A 19677-nucleotide genomic window follows, 5' to 3' on the forward strand; every position below is an offset into this window, starting at 1 on the left:
GGAGCCAGATCATGGCCAACGCATTCAAAGGCGTCGTCAACCTCGATATTCGCGATTCGATTCCCGACTGGAGCCCGTACGAGCAGCCGAAGGCCGCCGCCGGCACACCGAATATTCTTTACATCGTTCTCGACGACGTCGGATACGGCGCCTTGGGTTGTTACGGGGGACCGATCGAGACGCCCAACATCGACCGCATCGCGGGCAACGGATTGCGGTACGGGCAGTGGCACACCACAGCGCTGTGCTCCCCGACGCGATCGTGTCTGCTCACCGGGCGAAACCACACGACCAACGGCATGGCCTGCATCAGCGAGTGCGCGGTCGGTTTTCCCGGCGGAAACGGTCACATCCCTCCCGAATGTGCCACGCTCGCCGAGGTTCTGGTCGAGCAGGGATTCAGCACCGCGATGGTCGGCAAGTGGCACCTGTGCGCAGAAGACGAGATGAATCTTGCTTCCACGAAACGGAATTGGCCGGTCGGCCGCGGATTCGAGCGGTTCTACGGCTTTCTCGGCGCCGAGACCAATCAGTGGTATCCCGATCTCGTCCACGACAACCACCCCGTCGAACAGCCGTCGACGCCCGAAGAGGGGTATCACTTCAGCGTCGATATCACCGACAGAGCGCTCGAATACATCGGTGACGTGAAGTCGATAGCTCCGGACCGGCCTGTATTTCTCTACTACGCACCCGGGTGCGCACACGCTCCGCATCACGCGCCCCGCGAATGGGCCGATCGCTACGCAGGCAGGTTCGACGCAGGGTACGAAGCCATGCGGGACGAGATTCTGGCCAGACAGAAGGAAATGGGACTTGTCCCGAAAGACACGACCCTGCCCTCACTCAACCCGATAGGCACTCCTGAGACCCGCACCGGGCCCGACGGCGAACCGTTCCCGCCGCTGGATTTCACCCGCCCCTGGGACACCCTCTCCGCTGACGAGCAGCGACTGTTCTCACGGATGGCGGAGGTATACGCGGGCTTCCTCTCGCACTGTGACGATCAGATCGGACGCCTGCTCGGATACCTCGAAGAAATCGAGCAGCTCGACAACACGATCATCGTGGTGGTCTCCGACAACGGTGCCAGCGGTGAGGGCGGACCCGACGGATCTGTCAACGAGAACAAGATTGCGAACGGTGTACCCGACGACCTAGCCGAGAACCTGGCGAAGCTGGACGAGTTGGGCAGCACCGAGACGTACAACCACTATCCCAACGGGTGGGCGATGGCGTTCAACACGCCCTTCAAGATGTGGAAGCGGTACTCGTTCAACGGTGGAACCTGCGACCCATGCATCATCTCGTGGCCGGAGGGCATCGATGCCCGTGGCGAGATTCGAGATCAGTACCATCACGCCATTGACGTCGTCCCGACTCTGCTCGACTGCGTCGGCGTCGACTTGCCTGACACGGTGAAGGGGTACACCCAGCACCCGATTCAAGGCGTGAGCATGCGGTACAGCTTCGATGCCGGCAACATCCCCACCGCCAAGCACACCCAGTTCTATTCGATGCTCGGAGGACGAGGAATTTGGCATGACGGCTGGAAGGCCGTCACCACGCACCCGACTCTGAGCGGGTGGGGCCATTTCTCGGAAGACACCTGGGAGCTCTACCACACAGAGTTGGACCGAGCCGAGCTCCGGAACCTTGCGGATGAAGAACCCGGCAGGCTGGCAGAGCTGGTGGGGTTGTGGTTCCACGAGGCCGGTGCCAATCAAGCTCTGCCACTGGACGATCGGTCCGGTGTCGAACTTCTCACCACGCCTCGCCCTCAGTTGGCCCCGCCGCGAAACCGGTATGTCTACCGCCCGGGCGGAGCCGAGGTGCCGGAGGCCGTCGCCGTCAACCTTCGTAATCGTTCATTCTCGATCGGGGCAGTTGTCGATTTGGCCGAGCCAGGTGCGACCGGTGTGCTTTTCTCGCATGGCGGCAGGTTCGGTGGTCATTCGCTGTACGTCAAGGACAACCGCCTGCATTACGTGTACAACTTCCTCGGCAGTGAACAGCAGAAGATCGATGCCACCGAAGACCTTCCGATCGGCGAAAATATAATCTTGGCAGCAACTTTCGAGAAGGAAGGCGAGGATCCGCCGGGCACTGCGCACGGGGTGCTCGGCCTCTACTACGGCGATCGGAAAGTCGGTGAGGGCAGAATCCGCACTCAGCCAGGCAAGTTCAGCATCGGTGGCGGCGAAGGGCTCAACGCAGGCCGTGACAGCGGGGAGCCCGTAACCGACGACTACCCGGGTACGTCGCCATGGGCGTTCACGGGTGGAACGCTCAACCGGGTGGCCATCGACGTCAGTGGTGAACCTTACGTCGACCTCGAACGCGAAGCAGTGGCGATGCTCTCGCGTGAATGACAGTTCCGAGTGCGTCTAATCTGTGCCGGGCGGAAGGTATCTCACGGTAGGTACTCCGCCGGGACCGTCCAAGCGGACCTCGGCGTCGACCTGGTAGACCTCGGCTATCAGGTCGGCGGTGAGGACCTCGGTCGGGCTTCCGTGGGCAACGATGGATCCACGGTTCAGCATCACTATCGAATCGCAGAACATGGCGGCCAGATTCAGATCGTGCAATGCCATGATCGTGGTGGTGGGGAGGCGTCGCACGAGCGCGAGCAGTTCGAGTTGGTGATTGATGTCCAGGTGATTGGTCGGCTCGTCGAGTAGCAACTCGTGGGGTTCCTGAGCGAGGGCGCGCGCGATCTGTACGCGTTGGCGCTCCCCGCCGGACAGGGTGTGCCACGACCGGTCCAGCATGCCGGCGAGGTCGGTGTGTTCGATCGCTGCCCGGACGGCGTCGCGATCGGAATCCGATTGCCCACCCCACAGTCCGCGGTGAGGTGTGCGTCCGAGTTCGACTACCTCCGCGACCGTCAGATCGATCTCGGTGTTGCTGTGCTGATCAACGGTCGCGATCCGACGCGCGATGTCGCGGCGTTTCCAGTCGGACAACGGGGTTCGGTCCAGGGTCACGACACCGGATGTCGGACGATTGTGCCCGGCAAGCAGTTTCAGCAGCGTCGATTTCCCCGAGCCGTTGGGGCCGAGAAGCCCCACCGTACTTCCGGTTGTAGGCGAGACGTCGAGGTCGTCGACTATGAGCGCCCCGCCGACCCGCCAACTGACGCCGGTAGCTTCGAGTGTCATGGCCTGGCCTTCCGTCTCCAGAGGATGACGGCAAACGCAGGCACACCGACCAGCGCGGTCACCACACCGGCCGGGAGTTCCTGCGGCGCAATGGCTGTGCGTGCCACAGCGTCGACCCAGACAAGGAAGATGGAGCCGATCAGTGCGGACGCGGGCAGGAGTCGGCGGTGGTTCGAACCGACGAGAGCCCGCGCCGCGTGCGGGAGGACCAGCCCCACGAAGCCGATGGCACCTGCGACGCTCACGATCACCGCGGTCATCAAGGCTGTTGCCAACAACAGGGTCACACGCACCCGCCACACGTTCACCCCCAGCGACGACGCCGCGTCCTCGCCGAAGGCAAAGGCGTCGAGTGCGCGGGAGTGAGTCAGACAGACCGCGAGGCCGACTGCGACCACCGCAGCGCAGAGTGCGACGTCGAGCCAGTCGGCGCCGCCGAGTGAGCCCAGGAGCCAGAACATCACGCCGCGGGTCTGCTCGGGATCGGCCGAGGTGATGACGATGAACGAGGTGAGCGCGGAGAACAGTTGGGTCGCGGCAACACCGGCCAGGATCACCCGATCCGGCGTGCCGCCGGCCGCATGGGCGAGCAGCAACACAAGGGCGAAGGAGATCACCGCGCCGATGAAGGCGCCGCTCGACAAGCCGATCACTCCCGACCCGACTCCGAGGATCACGATCAGTACGGCACCGGTCGAGGCGCCGGACGAGATACCGAGGACAAATGGATCGGCCAGCGGATTGCGAAGCAGCGACTGCATGATCGCACCGCACAACCCGAGACCGGCACCGCAGAGCGCGGCGAGCAGGGTACGCGGCAGACGGAGGTCCCAGACGATGCCGTCACGGATAGGGGTGACGTCCGCCGCGGTACCGCCGAGATGGCCGACGACGATCGAAGCCACCTCACCGACCGACAGACCGGCCGGCCCCAACGTGATTGCCACGGCAGCCGATCCGGCCAGCGTGACAACACCGATCATCCACAGCAGGGTGACGGTCGTCGGGTTGTCACGCAGCCGAACTCTTGTCGTCATCTCACGCCGTAGACCACGTAGTCGTCGAACAGTTGCCAGACCGTCCCCGACTCCCGAAAACCTGCTTGCGCGAGCGCCGCCAACTGGAAGTCGACGGCCGTGGGCGCGGTGGCGTCACGTCCGGCGAATCTACGCTCACGCTCGTCGGTCAGTGCCCCGATGCCGGGAGTTGCCCGCAACTCCTCCCACCAGCTCTCCCACTCGGGAGCACCGGCAGCAAAGGCGGAGCGTTGCGTCTGCTCGTCGTGAGCCTTCGCCCATCGCCCGATGACAGGGAAGCGGCTGTCGAAACGAAAGTGATCACCGTTGAGCAGGACTCCGTCCGGACTCAGCAGTTCGCGGCACTGCCGGTACACCTCGACGAGCTGCTGCGGTTGCAACCAGTGCAGCGCGGTTGTCGACACTATCGCCTGAACCGGCGCAGCCACCGAATTCGGCCAATCGGCTCCCGCCAGATCTGCGTCGATCAGCTGCAGTCGGTCACCGAAACGCGTCGACGACTGGCGGGCGAGCTCCAGCAGCATCGGGTCGTAGTCGATCCCCACAACGCTCGCATGCTCGAACTTCTCGAGAATTCGGGCGCTCAGTGAACCCGGCCCGCAGGCCAGGTCGACAACCGTGAACGGGGTGTGCGCGTGCTGCAATTCGAGAACGTCGAGAATCACGTCGAAGCGCTTCTCACGGTCGGCGATGTATGCCGCCTGCTGGTCGTCCCACCGACGCACCAGTTCACAGATCTCCGCGGACATCTAGACCACACCCAACTGGCGCAGCCCGTCGGAGAGCTGTTCGATGCCACCGACATTGCGGATCGAGGGATCCATCGTCGTTCCTTCGAGGATGATGTAACGCTTGTTCTTCACTGCGGTGAGCTTGCTGGCGACCGGGTCCGATTCGAGGAACGCGATCTTGTCTGCGGCACTGTCGCCGTCTCCACCGCGGTCGAGATCTGCGAGCACCAGCACGGTCGGGTCTCGATCGAGCACACTCTCCCAACCGATTTCGGGCCAATACTGCTTGTTGTCGTCGAAGGCGTTCTTCGCACCCACCGCGTCGGTCATGATTCCCGGTGCACCGCAGCACCCGGCGAAGTACGGAGTCTTCGTGGCTGCGTACCACCACGCCAGCGTCACGTTCTCAGCTCCCAGTGCCGCCGTGGCGGTGGCCGCGCGATCCTTCAAATTCTCGGTGAGCTCGACACCTTTGTTCTTGACATCGAACAGTGTTGCCACGTCGTTGATTTCGTCGTACAAGTCGTCGAGCGTGAGGGCCTTGCTCTGCTCGGCATCCTGACCGGTGCACTCGCTGGGTGACTGATATGTCGCGACACCGAGGTCGGTGAACTTGATCCGGTCGGCGATGCCCTCCGAGGTGAACGTGTAGTTGAACGTCGTGTAAACCATGTCCGGTTCGCGTTCGAGGACACTTTCGAATGACGGGAACTCGGTGTCGAACGCCTGGACCTGACCACGCGCCTCGCGCAGTTCTGGGAGGACATCGTCATCGCTCATGGCGTACCCGGCCATCCGGTCCTGCACTCCCAGCGCGAACAGCATCTCTGCTGCAGGTTGATTTACCGCGATTGCCCGTTCGATCGGTCGCTCCACCGTGACGTCTCGGCCACAGTTCTGGACTGTCACGCGCGATTGTTCGGAAGAGTTGGATAGTCGGGCAGCACTGTCGTCGGAGGAGCAGGCAACCAACGACGCGCTCAACAGGGCAGCGACGGCGGCGGCGGGTAGGCGAAGTCTGGACAGACGCATGGAATCTCGTTCTCGCAGGGGCTCGTTCGCGGAGCCCGTTACCGTGTGAACAGGCGCCTGTTGACCCCTGCTGCCAGCCGGTATTCGGACTCGAGATCGCCCCACCCGAGCGCCTTCCCAGATTCTCATCCAGTGGCGTAAGCCCGGGCGGTCACCCTCACCGCTGCGCGTCAGTTCCGGATTCACACCGGATTCCCTGACCCCCTGTGTGGAGGTCCGCTGGCACAGAGGAACTTATCACCGCAGTGCACCGCCGGTCAGGTCGGCTGGTGTGAGGCAATCAGATCTCGATGGCCAGGTCGTCGATGTCGGTGAGGGTTCCGCCGTCGGCGAGGATGCGCTCGTAGTTCTCGCGTCGACGGAGGTCGATTTCGGTGTTGCTGACGCCCTCCTTCCAATATCCGAATATCGCGACGTCGTTTTTGTCGAGTCCGACGGTCGATCGAAAGTGCTTCCGGATTGCGCGCATCTCGTTGCGTTCACCGGCGCCCCACACGACGTAGCTCTCGGGATCGGTGAGCTCGCGCGCCCGTACTGACAGCGGGCCTTCGGGCTCGGCGAGATCGACGCTGACGCGGTGAAGTTCCAGGCAGGGGAGGGTGGGTAGTTCGGCGAAGGCGACCTCGTCATCTGTTGTGACCCAGCCGATTCCGGCGACGTCGGTAGGCAGCTGTTCGATGATCGAGTGCAACGCGGGTATTGCGGTGCCGTCCAGAAAAAGTGCGATACGTCGACCAGGAACATCAGGGATCAAGAAGTGTGGCCGCGGACCGGTGAGGCCGAAGGTGTCACCGACGGCCAACGCTGCTGCCCACCTCATCATCGGACTGGTCTGTCCGTGCAGGACCACATCGACGACGATCGATCCGCTCGCTGAATCGTAGGAACGCACCGTGTACACGCGCGAAGCGTCGTCGAAGGCCGGCCCGAGATTCATGCGTACGGTCACATTCGGGCGTGACCAGGTCGGATCGTCGGTCGACTCCGTCAAACGAGCCGTGATCCGCAGCAGGTGATCGCTCGGTCGCTCCATCGCTTCGACGATCGCGAGAACGTCGTTGAGTCCGCGATTGTGGTCAGCGGTCCGTAGGACGGTCGTCGGGGGAGTTGTTGTGCGCGAGGCGTCTGCATGTGTCATCGACTGTGCTCCTGGATCGGGTTTTCGGGATGCCGCCAGGTTAGTGCCGCCTAAGTCGAGCGAGTTGTCCAGAAGTGACATCTGATTACCTGAATGATTCGGGTCTCGAAACGACGCGGTTGAGCGAGTGGTGCCGGCGCTGCTACCGTGCCTGTGATGTCCATACGCCGCTGTTCTCTCGCTTCCGGCCGTGCACTGCGCACGGCCCGATTCGGCGTAGCGACTTTCCGACGTGGGCGTAAGGCGATCGACCGCCGCCCGTCCGGTCTTGTCTGGATCGAAAGAGCCTTGGCCGCACCGGCCGGATCCGTCTGACATTCGCCACTTCGGCGAGCATTGCCTCGCCGAGATTTCGCAGTGCCACACCTGTTGCAGTGCTGCGCATTTCCCGTACCTGAAGTTGCTCGCGGGTGAGTTGTGAGTGTCGGCGCCACCGAGCCTGGAATGCCAGCCAACTCGTTTTCGTGAAAGGTACACAGCAATGAATCGTTTCGAAGGTCGTCGTATTCTCGTCACCGGCGCAGGATCTGGAATCGGGCAGGCCACCGCGCTGCGGTTGCTCGCCGAAGGTGGCCGCGTGGTCGCTGCCGACATCTCCGAGCAGGGTTTGGCGAACACCCGGAAATCGGCAGAACATGCTTCGACGGAGGATCGCCTCGACACCGTCGTCGTCGATATCGGTGACGAGGGTTCCGTCATCAAGGTTGTGGGTCAGGCGATTTCGTCTCTCGGGGGATTGGACGTACTGGTCAACGCCGCCGGGATACTGCGTGGTGGGCACACCCACGAGACCTCGCTGGACCTGTGGAATCAGGTGCTCTCCGTGAATTTGACGGGCACTTTCCTCGTCACGCGCCAGGCACTGCCGGCTCTCCTTGCCACCGGCAACGCAGTCGTGGTGAATTTCAGTTCCACCTCCGCTGCCTTCGCGCACCCGTACATGGCCGCGTATGCCGCAAGTAAGGGAGGAATCCAGTCCTTCACTCACGCACTGGCTCTCGAATACGGCAAGCAGGGTCTGCGTGCCGTCGCGGTGGCTCCGGGCAGTGTGAAGAGCGGGATCACCGATACTACGGCGTCGTACTTGCCGGAAGACACCGACTGGTCGCTCTTCGGCAAGTTGTCACCGATTCTGAGCACTGATCTGGAGTCCGGTGGTGCCCCCATGGCCGGGCCGGAAAGTGTTGCGGGAGTTATCGCGATGTTGGCATCCGACGATGGTGCCTTCATCACGGGCACGGAGATCCGTGTCGACGGCGGCACACACGCCTGATTCTGAGTCCGTCTGACGGCCCGCACAGGCAGGCCGTCAGACGCGAGCCGTCATTCTTGCGAGCGAGTGATGGCGGGGACGACGTAGGACTGATCGAGCACGGCGGGCGAAGGTTCGTACATTCTCAGTACCGGTCGGAAATCCCCGCGCGGTGCGGGCAGCCAGTTTGCCTTCGCCGTGGGGTCTTTCGGCTCCTCGTGGCTGATCGTGATCGTCAACGCACCGTCGGCGTCGTGGACGATTCCTGGAGTGCGGTCGCCGATCGAGTATCGGTCGACGGGGTTCGCCACGAGGAAGAAGTCCGGCACCGAGTACATCGTCAGCGACCAGAAGGCGCTCACCGGCGGAGTGGGGTCGAGTCTTATTGTGTAGGTGTGGGTTCCGTTCAACTGCTCGCCCTGATCGTCGACGTAGGTCATGATGTACGCCGCTTCGTAAGGGTGGTTGCCCCACAGCCCGCCCTTGGCAGCCGCGGCGCGTTCGACGATGCGCAACTTGGGATCGGCGATCTTGAATTGTGAATCGTCGATTGTGCCGACCTCGAAGTAGTCGAGGTTGTAGTCGAAGGCGTGGAATGTGAGCTTCCATCCGTTGACTTCGGGGCTGGAGCCTTTCGTGAGGGCCTCGAGCAGGTTCTTCTCACCGATCGTCAATCCGTCAGCCAACGCGGCTGCCTCGTCGGCAGACAGCGATACGTAGGGAGAGGCCCCGTGCTCGGTGATTCCGATCAGGGAGAAGGAATCCTGGAGTTCTCGATCGCGCGGGGCCGGCGGAAACGCCTGTGACCAGATGCGGAGTTTCTCGAGGAACAGGAGGTCCTGGCTTACCCCGGGTTCGGGCACTGGGAGACCCGCCGAGTTTCCGGTGGAGTCGACGACGGTCAGCGTGGTGGCGTCCTGCAAGGCGTGCACCGCAGGGAGGTCGTCGTCGCCACCGCATGCCCACCGGCCCACGATCGACGCAATGTTCGTGGGAAATCTGATCACCGTGGTCTGGTCCGCCGGGGTTCCCGTCCAGGTGGGTGGGACGAGAAGGAAGTCTCCGCTCTTCGTGCCGGTGGCCCGATGCCCGACGTAAGCGAAATTGTTTGTCCAGGCGTCCACGAACTGGAGGACGTAGTAACGGCCATCGGTATCGGGGACGTGCAGCGCAACGGGGCCGACAGAGAGATCGATCTGCGCCATGGAATACACGGTGTCGTTGTTGATCGTGACGAAAGTGTCTGCCGGCCCGGCCAGTGTTCGGGCGTGGCTGAAGGTGTTGAAAGGTGCGGCGGGGTTCGCTCCGACACCGTTGTGAACATACCGATGGACCTGGTCGAGATTGAAAACGAGGGGAAATCCGTAGATATACGCCTGAGCTGCAAGCTCGGTGCGACTGGTGTCTGTCATCTCTGCCCTCTCGTCGTGCACGTCGGTTCGAAGTCCACCCTGCGGGAACCCTGCCGTCGGGGCATCACCCGCCGAGGGTGACGACGGTAGAGGGAGAAGACATGTCGGATCAGGAGAGTGCGGCATTGGTCGCTGTCGCAGACGAGTGGAACGTCGCGATGTGCTCGAACGACGCCGAACGGATCGGCGATTTCATGGCAGACGACTGGGTGATCGTCTCGGAATCCGGAGTGTCGACCAAAGCGGAGTTCCTGGGTTTCGTGGCCTCGGGCGACCTGACTCATTCGGCGATGGACCGCGTCGGGAGCGCTCGCGTGCGTTTCTTCGGTGACGTCGCACTGTTCACCACGCGGATCGTCAATACCGCGCACTACGGCGGCAGACAATACGACGCCGACGAGTGGACCACCGACGTGTTCGCGCGGCGAGACGGTCGTTGGTGCTGCGTGTTGAGCCACATCACGCCGGCGGTCGAGGCGAAGATCGAGGACGTGGAACTATGACGTAGAGATAAGAGAAAGGCTGATGTTTTAACGGTGACACTATTGGGTATTAATACGAGTTTCGCATTTATGAATGTATTTATCGGATTTATCGATTGTGAAGTTTCTGTAGTAGCGTCAGTTGAGTAGATCATTTTGATACGCATACCGGATGAGGTTCTCGCATGATTGTTCTCGGCATTATTCTGGCGTTGATCGGCTTTTTCACGGGGTTGAGCATTCTGACCACCGTCGGCATCATCTTGGTCGTCGTAGGTGCAGTTTTGTCCATCCTCGGTGCTACCGGGCGCGCAGTGGGCGGACGAAAAGTCTGGTATTGATCAATACTGCGCGAGTAGCTGAGAAGGCGGTACCCGATCTCTTCGGAGATCGGGTACCGCTTTTTGTGCTCCAACTAGTTTTCGGTCTCTCTACCCCGAATTATCGATCTGAGCGGCATCGGGTAAACATGAAGGATGCTTTCTCGAGGCCATGACGAAGAGAAATCTGCCGAGCGATTCAGATTCCCTCGCAGATGGAATCAGGTTGACGAATCGCGCCGCGGTTTGGTGTTGGCGTGGGTGGCCTTCACGTTGACGTTCGGCGGAGCACGTCTGGTGACGTGGTTGATCCAGATCGACACCAGAGACGTCGGCGACATCAGCGCCGGTGGCACTCATCTGCATCACTATCTATGGGGAATTCTGCTGTTGGCCGGGGTGGCGATCTTCGGACTCGTAGACCGAAGCCCTCGCGCAAGAACATGGATGGGCATCGCGTTGGGCATCGCACTCGGGCTCATCGTCGACGAGGCTGCGTTACTGATCACTCTCGACGACGTCTACTGGCAGAGCGACGGTTGGCCCAGCATCGCCATCGCTGTGTCGATTATCGGAGTGGTAGGAACCGGTCTCGCGCTGACACGAAGCGGAGCGGAGAAGCCTCGAGGTTGATCCGGCCACGGCACGGGTACTCACTCCCGTGCCGGGAAGTCGCGCGGATCGTGAGGTGGCTTGAATGGATCCCAGTTCCGCGGACACCTCACCGGATTCCGACAGTGAAGTCAAAGCTGCAGATCCGATGGCGGAAGCCGAACGTGAAGCCGCAGCATTGGCGACGCCCGTCCGGCCGCTGGGCGAACCGGGGCCGAGGTTCGATCGTCGTTCACCGTTCTTCATCGGTCTGAGCGCGGCGGCCGGTGTTGCCGTGACGTACGCGGTGATCGAAGTGCTCCTGGCGGCGCGAGGCATGCTGATCCTGATCGTGGTCGCGCTGTTTCTCGCGGTGGGCATCGAACCGATGATCGTCTGGCTGGAGCGGAGACATTTCCGGCGCTGGATCGCGGTCACCGTGGTACTCCTCGGAATTGCGGTGATGCTCGCGCTGTTTCTCGTTGCTGCGATCACTCCGCTGGTCGAGCAGGGACGTCAGTTCGCATCACACGCTCCCGAACTTCTGACACACATTCGTGACCGGTATCCGATCGTCAGCGACCTCGACGAGAAGTATCACCTCGAGGAGCACCTCACCACCCAACTGGACGGTTCGGGGTCTGCGCTCGCGACGGGTTTGCTCGGAGCGGGGCGGGCGGTGTTCAGCGCAGTCGCCGACGCTGGAATCGTTGCTGTACTGACGACGTACTTCTTGATCGACTACCCACGAATCCGCACGAATCTGTATCGGCTGGTGCCACATTCGCGGCGGCCACGAGCAATCGCCATCGGTGATCAGATACTGGCAGGTGTGGGTGGGTACGTCCTCGGCAATGTTCTGATCTCCGTGATCACCGCAGTGTGCACCTTCGCGTGGTTGTTGATCTTCGACGTGCCGTATCCGTTGATCCTGGCGCTGCTGGTCGCTCTGCTCGATCTGATTCCGATAGTCGGTTCCACGATCGCAGGGGTTGTCGTCGCCCTGGTCTCCCTGACAGTCTCTGTCCCAACGGCATTGGCGACAGTTGCGTTCTTCATTGCGTTACGTCTGCTCGAGGACTACCTGCTCGTTCCGAAGATCATCGGGAAGACGGTGGCGGTCCCGGCACTGGTGACCGTTGTCGCGGTTCTGTTGGGTGGAGCGTTGCTCGGTATTGTCGGTGCGTTGCTGGCGATTCCGGTCGCTGCGGCCTTGCTGCTGCTTGCAAGGGAGACGCTCTTTCCGCGCCTCGACGCTTCTTGACCGGCTTCTATCGGACGCTTCGCGCGCGACGCCGAGAACCAGGATTCGGCTTGGGACACATCCGAGTCGGGATGGTTTCTCCCTCGGCGGTGATACGGAATACCGAGACTTTCTCGCTACAACCGTGATTCAGATCGACCGCGTATGCGATTGCGGCGCGATCCGAGACGAAATCTTCCATCACCGTTGTACCGTCCGGTAGTTCGATTCTGTAGTTTTCCATGACTTACACAACCTTCTTTCGCTAAGACGATCCTACCCGGCTCGAGAAGTGGCAAACCCGTGGAACACAACGTGCGACAGTCGTCTTCGTGCCTTGCCGGTGCAATGTTTCGACACCTCGCCTGCTGGGTAGTGAGAGTCGGTCAGCCGCTCAGGCGGTACGTATCGAACCACGGAGGATCCGCGCAATGAGCGCAGTATCGAAAGCGATGTACAAGCCACTCTCACTGGCGACCAGCGTCCTGGGCGGCATCTTGGCCGGCGCTGTCTTCCAACAGGTGTGGAAGCGCATCGGTGACGACAAGAATGCGCCCGAGCCCAAAGACTTGAGCAGGTCGAGCAAGGAAGTCCTGATCGCCGCAGCCCTGCAGGGAGCCATCTTCGCTGTTGTGCGAGCCGCAGTGGATCGTGCGGGGGCAAAGGGCTACCGGGCCCTTGCTCATGAAGATCCTCGGTAGGAACGCCCGGTTCGGTTCGAGTTCAGTCGACGACGGCCGCGATTGCCTCGATCTCGACCAGTTGATCGTCGTAACCGAGAACGGTCACACCCATCAGAGTGCTCGGGGCGTCGTGATCACCGAACGCGTCGCGGACTACCTCCCACGCCGCAACCAGGTCGGCTTGATTGCTCGACGCCACGAGGACGCGGGTGTTGATCACGTCGGTGATGGACGCGCCCGCGTCCGAGAGAGCTGTTCTCAGGTTGTCGACGGCCTTGGCTGCCTGTCCTGCGTAGTCACCGATGGCGGCAGTAGAGCCGTCCGCGTTCAGAGGACAGGATCCGGCCAGGAAGATCAGCCGTGCATCGGCGGGAGCCGTTGCTGCATAGGCATATTCAGCCACCGAAGAGAGTGACGTGGAACGGATCAGAGTTACCGACTTCGACATTATTTCCCCAAGGAATAGTAAAGTTTTGCAGCGAGTCTTTCACAGCACGCCAGGGGTTGCCAATTCATCGTCGGACCCATCCCTTCAGTCGGCAGCTACGAATGACTGCCAATGAGCCGAGAAGAAGAGCACACAGCACCTGTCGACGAGTGGCTGACGACCAAACAGGTTGCAGCACTGTTCCACGTCGACAGGACCACGGTGTCCAGATGGGCGAGGGAGGGCAAAGTCGGCACTCTGAGAACGCTTGGCGGGCATCGGAGGTACCGGCGATCGGAGATCGAGACGTTGCTGCGTAACCGCTCGACGACGCTCGATCACCAATAACCTCCGGCACGAAACAGACAGGTCGCCGAGCATGATGAGGGCTCGGCGACCTGTCTGGTGAGCAGGAAGTAATTACGCCTTGGGGACGCGGACGATGAGTGCGTCGCCTTGTCCGCCGCCGCCGCAGAGTGCGGCTGCGCCGATGCCACCGCCGCGGCGTTGCAGTTCGAGGGCGAGGTGCAGGGCGATGCGGGCGCCGGACATGCCCAGGGGGTGGCCGACGGCGATGGCGCCGCCGTTGACGTTGACCTTGGCGGGGTCGAGGCCGAGTTCGCGGGTGGAGGCGATCCCGACGGCGGCGAATGCTTCGTTGATTTCGACGAGGTCGAGGTCGGTGGGGTCGATGCCTTCCTTGGCGCAGGCCTTCGCGATGGCACGGGCGGGCTGGGACTGGAGGGTGGAGTCGGGTCCGGCGACGACGCCGTGGGCGCCGATTTCCGCGATCCAGGTCAGGCCGAGTTCTTCGGCTTTGGTTTTGCTCATCACCACGACGGCGGCGGCGCCGTCGGAGATCGGGGAGGCGGAGCCGGCGGTGATGGTGCCGTCCTTGCTGAACGCGGGACGCAGTTTGCCGAGGGATTCGGTGGTGGTGTCGGCGCGGATGCCTTCGTCCTGGGCGAAGACGATGGGCTCGCCCCTGCGTTGGGGGATGGAGACGGGGACGACTTCGTTGTCGAAGAGGCCGTCTTTCCAGGCGCGGGCCGCGTTCTGGTGTGAGGCGGCGGCGAAGGCGTCCTGCTCGGCGCGGGTGATGTGGGCGGTTTCTTGTTGGTTGACCTGTTCGGTGAGCAGGCCCATGGCCTGGTCGGTGAAGATGTCGTGGAGGCCGTCGTAGGCCATGTGGTCGCGGAGGGTGACGTCGCCGTATTTGAAGCCTTCGCGGCTTTTTTCGAGCATGTGGGGTGCGCGGGACATCGATTCCTGCCCGCCGGCGACGACGATGTCGAATTCGCCGGCGCGGATGAGTTGGTCGGCGAGGGCGATGGCGTCGATGCCGGACAGGCACACTTTGTTGATGCTCAGGGCGGGGACGTTCATGGGGATGCCGGCGGCGACGGCGGCTTGGCGGGCGGGCATCTGGCCGGCGCCGGCGGTGAGGACCTGTCCCATGATGACGTAGTCGACCTGTTCGGGTGCGACTCCGGACTTGTCGAGGGCGCCTTTGATGGCGATGCCGCCGAGGTCGGACCCGGAGAGGTCTTTCAACGATCCGAGGAGTCGACCCATCGGGGTACGAGCTCCCGCAACAATCACAGTGGTCGTGTCGGTCATGCCAGTTCAACTTTCAGTTCGGTGCCGGTTGCGGCGACTACGTCTTCGACGCTGACATCGGGGGCGAGCTCACGCAGGACGAGTGGACCTTCTTCGCTCACGTCGATGACGGCGAGGTTGGTGATGATCCGATTCACCACGCCCTGGCCGGTGAGCGGCAGGGTGCAGGCGTCAACGATCTTGGGGTTGCCGTCGCGGTCGTTGTGCTCCATGACGACGATGACGCGTCGGGCTCCGTGGACCAGGTCCATCGCGCCGCCCATGCCCTTGACCATCTTCCCGGGGACCATCCAGTTGGCGAGGTCGCCCGTCTTCGACACCTGCATACCGCCGAGGACTGCGGTGTCGATGTGGCCGCCGCGGATCATCCCGAACGAGAGGGCCGAATCAAAATATGCTGCACCGGGATTGACGGTCACGGTCTCTTTGCCGGCGTTGATGAGGTCAGGATCGACGTTGTCCTCGGTGGGATACGGTCCGGTGCCGAGAATTCCGTTCTCCGAGTGCAGGACCACACGAACGTCCGAGCCCAGGTATCCGGGAATCAGTGTGGGAAGGCCGATTCCGAGATTGACGTACTCCCCGTCGATCATCTCTGCAGCCGCCCGCGCTGCCATCTGCTGGCGCGTCCAACCCGTCACTGTCACTGGTGCGGTCATCGTGAGGTTCCTTCCGAAGCGCTGACGGTTCGCTTTTCGATTCGCTTGTTCTGAGGGCCGGTGTGCACAATTCTCTGCACGAAGACTCCGGGCAGGTGCACCGATGCCGGGTCGATTTCACCGGGCTCGACCAGACGTTCCACCTGCGCGATGGTGACCCGTCCCGCCATCGCGGCGAGCGGGTTGAAGTTCATCGCGGTCTTGTCGAACACCAGGTTGCCGTCGGTGTCACCGAGAACGGCGTGCACGAGTGCGTAGTCGGCGTTGATCGCCTCTTCCATCACGTAACGCTTGGTTCCGAAGACGCGAGTCTCCTTCGGAGGCGATGCAATAGCGATCGAGCCGTCGGCGTCGTAGCGCCATGGCATTCCGCCGTCGGAGATGGGGCTACCCACTCCGGCCGGTGTGAAGAATGCGGGGATTCCGGTTCCGCCGGCGCGCAGACGCTCGGCGAGCGTTCCCTGCGGCGTCAGTTCCACTTCGAGTTCGCCGGCCAGGTACTGCCGGGCGAACTCCTTGTTCTCGCCGACGTACGACGCGGTCACTCGTCGGATACGGCCGGCGCTCAGCAAGATTCCGAGACCGTGATCGTCGACGCCGCAGTTGTTGGAGAACACCTCGAGGTGGGTTGCACTCGTAGCTGCGATCGCGTCGATCAACACGTCGGGGATGCCGCACAAGCCGAATCCGCCGACGGCCAGCGTTGCGCCGTCGACGATGTCGGCGACCGCCTCCGCTGCGGACTCGTACACCTTTGCTGTCATGTTCTCTCCCTGCCAAGCGTTCATTGAGTAGACACTCACTCACTTCGATATCCAGTGAACTATCTCCAGTTCACAGGTTCAAGGAATCTCGAACATCAACCGAGAACTGATCGACTACTGATCGTCTGAAGGAATTTCGTTCATTGAATGGACGCTAGGATGGCTGCATGCCAACTCACGGGCAATCGCCGGCCATGGTCGCGCGGGTGGCTGCACTTCTGCGAGCCCTCGGCGCGTCCGAACCAACGGGCACTTCCACCACGGAATTGGGCAAGGTCACCGGCCTCGCTCGGCCCACTGCGCACCGACTGCTCACGTCCCTGGCTGCCGAAGGACTGGTCGACCGTGACGCACGAACCGGTCGGTGGTCTCTCGGCCCGGAGTTGTACCTCCTGGGGGCGGCGGCCGGAAATCGGTACGACATCACCGACCGGGCTCGCGACGTCGTCGACGAACTTGCCCGGGTCACGGGGGAGAGCGCCTTCCTGTCGGCACGCCGAGGTGACGAGACCGTCTGCATCCTGAGTCAGGAAGGTAGTTTTCCACTGCGATCTCACGTGCTGCACGAGGGGAAGCGGTTCCCGTTGGGGGTCGCGTCGGCGGGGCTTGCCATCTTGAGCCATTTACCGACGCGGGACGTCGACGACTATTTCGCCCGGGTGAATCTGGATTCGGAATGGGGTGAGATCCACAGTGAGACATCGATCCGTGAGCGAATCGAGTCGACGCGTGTCACCGGGTACGCGGTCAATCCAGCCCTCATCGTCGAGGGAAGCTGGGGGATGGGTGCCGCGGTGTTCGATCGCAACGGTCGCCCGGCCTGGGCGCTGAGCCTGACCGGAGTGGAAACACGCTTCCGGCCCGCGCGTCATGCCGAGTTGGGAACGCTGCTCCTCGAGCACGCTCACACACTGTCGAACCGATTGAAAACGCATGCAGTGAACTAACTTTCGGGAACCAGGTCTTGTGCAGTAGTAGTTTTTGCCTTCGTGCGCACATGTGCCTTCTCGCCTTGCGGGCCGAAAAGATGCAAGATTTCCACCACCTGTTCATCGGCAGGCCCGAACCAGTGGGGCTCGGCAGTGTCGAACTCCGCGACTTCCCCGGGGTGTAGGAGAACCTCGTTCGCCCCCAGGATGAGACGCAGATCCCCGGCGAGGACGTAGAGCCATTCGTAGCCGGCGTGGGTGACCAGCTTCGGTGGACGCGGACCGATCACCTGCTTGAAGACCTGCACGCGGCCGGGATAGCGCGTCAACGGAACGACGGCACTGCCGTTCTTGCGTCGGCTCGGGGTGAGATGGACCCGAGGATCGCCCGTAGCGGGGGCGCCGACGAGTTGGTCCAGCGCGACCCGGTGCGCTCGGGCAAGCGGCAACAGCAGATCGAGGGTGGGACGACGCTTCCCCGATTCGAGGCGTGAGAGTGCGCTGACAGAGATGCCGGTGGCTTCGGACAGGCCCTCGAGGGTCAATCCGCGATCGCGTCGGAGCGTGCGCAGTCTCGGTCCGATATCGGTGATCAACTGCTCGAATTCAGCATCCATGCCGTCCATCTTTGCAGTTTCCGCAAAATTCTTACCAACTTCGGACGCTGGAGAGCAACGATCCTTTCGACAGTCGAGTACGGCAGAGCACTTCGAGAGATGGAGTCCGACCATGAAACCTTCGAGCGGGATCGAACCGCAAGTGATCGGACTTGATGCACGGCGGCGATGGGGCATCCTGGCGATCTGCTGCACGAGCCTGTTCGTCGTCGGGTTGGACACCACCATCGTCAACGTGGCCCTGCCGACGATCGGTGAGGGATTTCGCGTGGGAACCCGTGGTCTGGAATGGGTCGTCAACGCATACACACTCGTCCTGGCGAGCGTGCTGATCTCGTCCGGAGCAGTGGCCGATCGTTTCGGCAGGAGACGAGTCTTTCAGATCGGTCTGGTGGTTTTCGGGGTGGCGTCGATTGCCTGCGCGCTCGCTCCGTCCGTCGAGATGTTGATCGCGGCGCGGATCGTCCAAGGCGTCGGCGGGTCGATGCTCAGTCCGGTTGCCTTGGCGATCGTCGTCAACGTGATGACCGACCCGAAGGAGCGGGCCAAGGCAATCGGGGTGTGGGCCGCGGTCTTCGGTCTGAGTATGGCGGCAGGTCCGATCGTCGGCGGCGTGCTCATCGAAAGTTTCGGCTGGCGATCGGTTTTCTGGATCAACGCGCCCGTGATCTTGGCCGTGCTCGCCCTGACTGCTGTGTTTGTTCCGGAGTCCCGAGCGCAGCAGTCGCGACGACTCGATCTTCCCGGTCAGTTGCTACTGGTGATTCTTGTCGGCGGGGCGGTCGCCCTTCTGATCGAGGGTCCGCGAATCGGATGGTTCTCTGCCGCGGCGACGGCAGGGTATGTCGTTGTTGCTGCAGCGTTGGCCGCATTCATCCGCGTCGAATCACGCAAGCGCGAGCCGCTGATGGATCTGGCGCTCTTTCGCCGCAGAACGTTCTCGTCGGCTGTGGTCGGCGCTGTCGTGGTGTTCGTAGCGTTGAACGCGACGCTACTGCTCGGCACGTTCTACTTGCAGCACTCCCGCGGTATGAGTCCGGCCCTGGCCGGCGCGATCACCCTCCCGATGGCTGTTGCGGCAACGGTCTGCGCGCCGTTGTCCGGAATACTCGTCGGACGCTTCGGCCCGCGGCGACCGCTGCTGATCGCCGGTAGTTTCACGACGCTCGGTGGACTGTGCCTGGTCTCGCTCGACAACAACACGGCGATTCCGATGCTCTTGGCCGCTTACCTGTTCCTCGGTATCGGATTCGGGTTCTCGAATGCCCCGATCACCAACACCGCCGTCAACGGGTTGCCGAGATCGCAGGCGGGGCTTGCTGGTGGAATAACCTCCAGTGCACGCCAATTCGGTGCTGCTCTCGGTGTTGCGCTGGCCGGTGGCATCATCGGCGGCAGTGCATCGGTGGATGTCGCGCAGGCATCGAGGTCGGGATGGATCCTGGTTGCCGGATGTGGGATCGCGGTCCTGGTGATTGCACTCGCATCTCGGAATTCCGAGGAACTCCCCGGCTGATCACCTCGCGTGTTCGTGGGAGCTTCACCCTGCGCGGGTGATTCCAAGCGCGTGCCCAACCGA

Annotated in this window: 23 protein-coding genes and 1 riboswitch; of the genes, 11 read left to right on the forward strand and 12 right to left on the reverse strand. The window is 62.4% G+C overall.

Going from position 1 to position 19677, the window contains the following annotated elements; translation table 11 throughout:
• The first annotated feature begins 11 nt into the window (after positions 1-11).
• A complete protein-coding gene (locus P0M12_RS18120) occupies positions 12-2372 on the forward strand; it encodes an arylsulfatase (RefSeq protein WP_007734692.1) in 2361 nt (786 codons plus the stop codon).
• A 15-nt stretch (positions 2373-2387) separates the two neighbouring features.
• Here the strand turns inward: P0M12_RS18120 and P0M12_RS18125 are convergent, their stop codons facing one another.
• The 5 genes from P0M12_RS18125 to P0M12_RS18145 all read right to left on the reverse strand — a co-directional run bounded on the left by P0M12_RS18125 (position 2388) and on the right by P0M12_RS18145 (position 7099).
• Positions 2388-3161: an ABC transporter ATP-binding protein gene (locus P0M12_RS18125; protein WP_003945691.1), complete on the reverse strand. Its 774-nt coding sequence runs from the start codon at positions 3159-3161 to the stop codon at positions 2388-2390.
• Complete coding sequence (locus P0M12_RS18130; RefSeq protein ID WP_042920161.1) at positions 3158-4198, reverse strand: iron chelate uptake ABC transporter family permease subunit; 1041 nt, start codon at positions 4196-4198, stop codon at positions 3158-3160. Before P0M12_RS18130 ends, P0M12_RS18125 begins: the two co-directional genes overlap by 4 nt.
• Positions 4195-4947, reverse strand: coding sequence for a class I SAM-dependent methyltransferase (locus tag P0M12_RS18135; protein ID WP_277376673.1), 753 nt, complete (start codon positions 4945-4947; stop codon positions 4195-4197). The genes P0M12_RS18130 and P0M12_RS18135 overlap by 4 nt, the downstream gene beginning before the upstream one ends.
• Entirely contained in the window at positions 4948-5961 is a 1014-nt protein-coding gene (locus P0M12_RS18140) for an ABC transporter substrate-binding protein (protein ID WP_209448385.1), read from the reverse strand.
• A gap of 57 nt (positions 5962-6018) precedes the next feature.
• Positions 6019-6200: riboswitch (cobalamin riboswitch) on the reverse strand.
• A 41-nt stretch (positions 6201-6241) separates the two neighbouring features.
• Positions 6242-7099, reverse strand: coding sequence for an SIP domain-containing protein (locus P0M12_RS18145; protein WP_277376674.1), 858 nt, complete (start codon positions 7097-7099; stop codon positions 6242-6244).
• Between the two features lie 156 nt (positions 7100-7255).
• Here P0M12_RS18145 and P0M12_RS18150 point away from each other — a divergent pair, with 156 nt between their 5' ends.
• Both P0M12_RS18150 and P0M12_RS18155 read left to right on the forward strand, forming a co-directional pair.
• Entirely contained in the window at positions 7256-7414 is a 159-nt protein-coding gene (locus P0M12_RS18150) for a hypothetical protein (RefSeq protein ID WP_155419158.1), read from the forward strand.
• Between the two features lie 166 nt (positions 7415-7580).
• Complete coding sequence (locus P0M12_RS18155; RefSeq protein WP_209448386.1) at positions 7581-8372, forward strand: SDR family oxidoreductase; 792 nt, start codon at positions 7581-7583, stop codon at positions 8370-8372.
• Between the two features lie 50 nt (positions 8373-8422).
• Here P0M12_RS18155 and P0M12_RS18160 read toward each other — a convergent pair whose 3' ends face one another.
• Positions 8423-9763 (reverse strand): DUF1254 domain-containing protein, encoded by a 1341-nt coding sequence (locus P0M12_RS18160; protein ID WP_054827303.1) that lies wholly within the window; start codon positions 9761-9763, stop codon positions 8423-8425.
• 101 nt (positions 9764-9864) lie between these two features.
• Here P0M12_RS18160 and P0M12_RS18165 point away from each other — a divergent pair, with 101 nt between their 5' ends.
• The 4 genes from P0M12_RS18165 (at position 9865) to P0M12_RS18180 (ending at position 12420) form a co-directional block, all read left to right on the forward strand.
• The gene (locus P0M12_RS18165) at positions 9865-10266 is read left to right on the forward strand and encodes a nuclear transport factor 2 family protein (RefSeq protein WP_007734703.1); all 402 of its coding nucleotides are present in this window, start codon (positions 9865-9867) and stop codon (positions 10264-10266) included.
• A gap of 164 nt (positions 10267-10430) precedes the next feature.
• Positions 10431-10586 (forward strand): DUF6131 family protein, encoded by a 156-nt coding sequence (locus tag P0M12_RS18170; protein ID WP_003945564.1) that lies wholly within the window; start codon positions 10431-10433, stop codon positions 10584-10586.
• A 135-nt stretch (positions 10587-10721) separates the two neighbouring features.
• Positions 10722-11198, forward strand: a complete 477-nt coding sequence (locus P0M12_RS18175; protein ID WP_042452417.1) for a hypothetical protein — start codon at positions 10722-10724, stop codon at positions 11196-11198.
• A gap of 64 nt (positions 11199-11262) precedes the next feature.
• Positions 11263-12420: an AI-2E family transporter gene (locus P0M12_RS18180; protein ID WP_042453495.1), complete on the forward strand. Its 1158-nt coding sequence runs from the start codon at positions 11263-11265 to the stop codon at positions 12418-12420.
• A gap of 7 nt (positions 12421-12427) precedes the next feature.
• Here the strand turns inward: P0M12_RS18180 and P0M12_RS18185 are convergent, their stop codons facing one another.
• On the reverse strand, positions 12428-12643 hold the full coding sequence (locus tag P0M12_RS18185; RefSeq protein WP_003945874.1) for a hypothetical protein: 216 nt from the start codon (positions 12641-12643) through the stop codon (positions 12428-12430).
• A 187-nt stretch (positions 12644-12830) separates the two neighbouring features.
• Here P0M12_RS18185 and P0M12_RS18190 point away from each other — a divergent pair, with 187 nt between their 5' ends.
• Positions 12831-13100, forward strand: coding sequence for a DUF4235 domain-containing protein (locus P0M12_RS18190; RefSeq protein ID WP_003945929.1), 270 nt, complete (start codon positions 12831-12833; stop codon positions 13098-13100).
• 22 nt (positions 13101-13122) lie between these two features.
• Here P0M12_RS18190 and P0M12_RS18195 read toward each other — a convergent pair whose 3' ends face one another.
• On the reverse strand, positions 13123-13530 hold the full coding sequence (locus tag P0M12_RS18195) for a Rid family hydrolase (RefSeq protein WP_047269303.1): 408 nt from the start codon (positions 13528-13530) through the stop codon (positions 13123-13125).
• Positions 13531-13641: 111 nt separating this feature from the next.
• Here P0M12_RS18195 and P0M12_RS18200 point away from each other — a divergent pair, with 111 nt between their 5' ends.
• Positions 13642-13857 (forward strand): BldC family transcriptional regulator, encoded by a 216-nt coding sequence (locus P0M12_RS18200; protein WP_003945782.1) that lies wholly within the window; start codon positions 13642-13644, stop codon positions 13855-13857.
• Positions 13858-13929: 72 nt separating this feature from the next.
• Here P0M12_RS18200 and P0M12_RS18205 read toward each other — a convergent pair whose 3' ends face one another.
• Genes P0M12_RS18205 through P0M12_RS18215 form a run of 3 tightly spaced genes read right to left on the reverse strand, consistent with a single transcriptional unit; the run spans position 13930 to position 16552 of the window.
• Positions 13930-15129: an acetyl-CoA C-acetyltransferase gene (locus P0M12_RS18205; protein ID WP_277376676.1), complete on the reverse strand. Its 1200-nt coding sequence runs from the start codon at positions 15127-15129 to the stop codon at positions 13930-13932.
• Entirely contained in the window at positions 15126-15788 is a 663-nt protein-coding gene (locus P0M12_RS18210; RefSeq protein WP_007726396.1) for a 3-oxoacid CoA-transferase subunit B, read from the reverse strand. The genes P0M12_RS18205 and P0M12_RS18210 overlap by 4 nt, the downstream gene beginning before the upstream one ends.
• Complete coding sequence (locus P0M12_RS18215; RefSeq protein ID WP_202426212.1) at positions 15785-16552, reverse strand: CoA transferase subunit A; 768 nt, start codon at positions 16550-16552, stop codon at positions 15785-15787. The genes P0M12_RS18210 and P0M12_RS18215 overlap by 4 nt, the downstream gene beginning before the upstream one ends.
• A gap of 167 nt (positions 16553-16719) precedes the next feature.
• Between P0M12_RS18215 and P0M12_RS18220 the strand changes: the two genes are divergently transcribed.
• Positions 16720-17499 (forward strand): IclR family transcriptional regulator, encoded by a 780-nt coding sequence (locus tag P0M12_RS18220; RefSeq protein ID WP_070160312.1) that lies wholly within the window; start codon positions 16720-16722, stop codon positions 17497-17499.
• Here the strand turns inward: P0M12_RS18220 and P0M12_RS18225 are convergent.
• Positions 17496-18107, reverse strand: a complete 612-nt coding sequence (locus P0M12_RS18225; RefSeq protein ID WP_197486235.1) for an XRE family transcriptional regulator — start codon at positions 18105-18107, stop codon at positions 17496-17498. The two genes, P0M12_RS18220 and P0M12_RS18225, sit on opposite strands and share 4 nt — an antisense overlap.
• Before the next feature lie 103 nt (positions 18108-18210).
• Here P0M12_RS18225 and P0M12_RS18230 point away from each other — a divergent pair, with 103 nt between their 5' ends.
• Positions 18211-19614, forward strand: coding sequence for an MFS transporter (locus tag P0M12_RS18230; RefSeq protein WP_277376677.1), 1404 nt, complete (start codon positions 18211-18213; stop codon positions 19612-19614).
• Positions 19615-19677: the final 63 nt, after the last annotated feature.

It is taken from the genome of Rhodococcus sp. RCBS9, from assembly GCF_029457415.1.
Lineage (GTDB): Bacteria > Actinomycetota > Actinomycetes > Mycobacteriales > Mycobacteriaceae > Rhodococcus_F > Rhodococcus_F qingshengii.

Bases quoted from the DNA above. Each gene is read 5' to 3' on its own strand.
- P0M12_RS18120 (WP_007734692.1), top strand. From the start codon at position 12: ATGGCCAACGCATTCAAAGGCGTCGTCAACCTCGATATTCGCGATTCG.
- P0M12_RS18125 (WP_003945691.1), bottom strand. From the start codon at position 3,161: ATGACACTCGAAGCTACCGGCGTCAGTTGGCGGGTCGGCGGGGCGCTC.
- P0M12_RS18130 (WP_042920161.1), bottom strand. From the start codon at position 4,198: ATGACGACAAGAGTTCGGCTGCGTGACAACCCGACGACCGTCACCCTG.
- P0M12_RS18135 (WP_277376673.1), bottom strand. From the start codon at position 4,947: ATGTCCGCGGAGATCTGTGAACTGGTGCGTCGGTGGGACGACCAGCAG.
- P0M12_RS18140 (WP_209448385.1), bottom strand. From the start codon at position 5,961: ATGCGTCTGTCCAGACTTCGCCTACCCGCCGCCGCCGTCGCTGCCCTG.
- P0M12_RS18145 (WP_277376674.1), bottom strand. From the start codon at position 7,099: ATGACACATGCAGACGCCTCGCGCACAACAACTCCCCCGACGACCGTC.
- P0M12_RS18150 (WP_155419158.1), top strand. From the start codon at position 7,256: ATGTCCATACGCCGCTGTTCTCTCGCTTCCGGCCGTGCACTGCGCACG.
- P0M12_RS18155 (WP_209448386.1), top strand. From the start codon at position 7,581: ATGAATCGTTTCGAAGGTCGTCGTATTCTCGTCACCGGCGCAGGATCT.
- P0M12_RS18160 (WP_054827303.1), bottom strand. From the start codon at position 9,763: ATGACAGACACCAGTCGCACCGAGCTTGCAGCTCAGGCGTATATCTAC.
- P0M12_RS18165 (WP_007734703.1), top strand. From the start codon at position 9,865: ATGTCGGATCAGGAGAGTGCGGCATTGGTCGCTGTCGCAGACGAGTGG.
- P0M12_RS18170 (WP_003945564.1), top strand. From the start codon at position 10,431: ATGATTGTTCTCGGCATTATTCTGGCGTTGATCGGCTTTTTCACGGGG.
- P0M12_RS18175 (WP_042452417.1), top strand. From the start codon at position 10,722: ATGCTTTCTCGAGGCCATGACGAAGAGAAATCTGCCGAGCGATTCAGA.
- P0M12_RS18180 (WP_042453495.1), top strand. From the start codon at position 11,263: ATGGATCCCAGTTCCGCGGACACCTCACCGGATTCCGACAGTGAAGTC.
- P0M12_RS18185 (WP_003945874.1), bottom strand. From the start codon at position 12,643: ATGGAAAACTACAGAATCGAACTACCGGACGGTACAACGGTGATGGAA.
- P0M12_RS18190 (WP_003945929.1), top strand. From the start codon at position 12,831: ATGAGCGCAGTATCGAAAGCGATGTACAAGCCACTCTCACTGGCGACC.
- P0M12_RS18195 (WP_047269303.1), bottom strand. From the start codon at position 13,530: ATGTCGAAGTCGGTAACTCTGATCCGTTCCACGTCACTCTCTTCGGTG.
- P0M12_RS18200 (WP_003945782.1), top strand. From the start codon at position 13,642: ATGAGCCGAGAAGAAGAGCACACAGCACCTGTCGACGAGTGGCTGACG.
- P0M12_RS18205 (WP_277376676.1), bottom strand. From the start codon at position 15,129: ATGACCGACACGACCACTGTGATTGTTGCGGGAGCTCGTACCCCGATG.
- P0M12_RS18210 (WP_007726396.1), bottom strand. From the start codon at position 15,788: ATGACCGCACCAGTGACAGTGACGGGTTGGACGCGCCAGCAGATGGCA.
- P0M12_RS18215 (WP_202426212.1), bottom strand. From the start codon at position 16,552: ATGACAGCAAAGGTGTACGAGTCCGCAGCGGAGGCGGTCGCCGACATC.
- P0M12_RS18220 (WP_070160312.1), top strand. From the start codon at position 16,720: ATGCCAACTCACGGGCAATCGCCGGCCATGGTCGCGCGGGTGGCTGCA.
- P0M12_RS18225 (WP_197486235.1), bottom strand. From the start codon at position 18,107: ATGGACGGCATGGATGCTGAATTCGAGCAGTTGATCACCGATATCGGA.
- P0M12_RS18230 (WP_277376677.1), top strand. From the start codon at position 18,211: ATGAAACCTTCGAGCGGGATCGAACCGCAAGTGATCGGACTTGATGCA.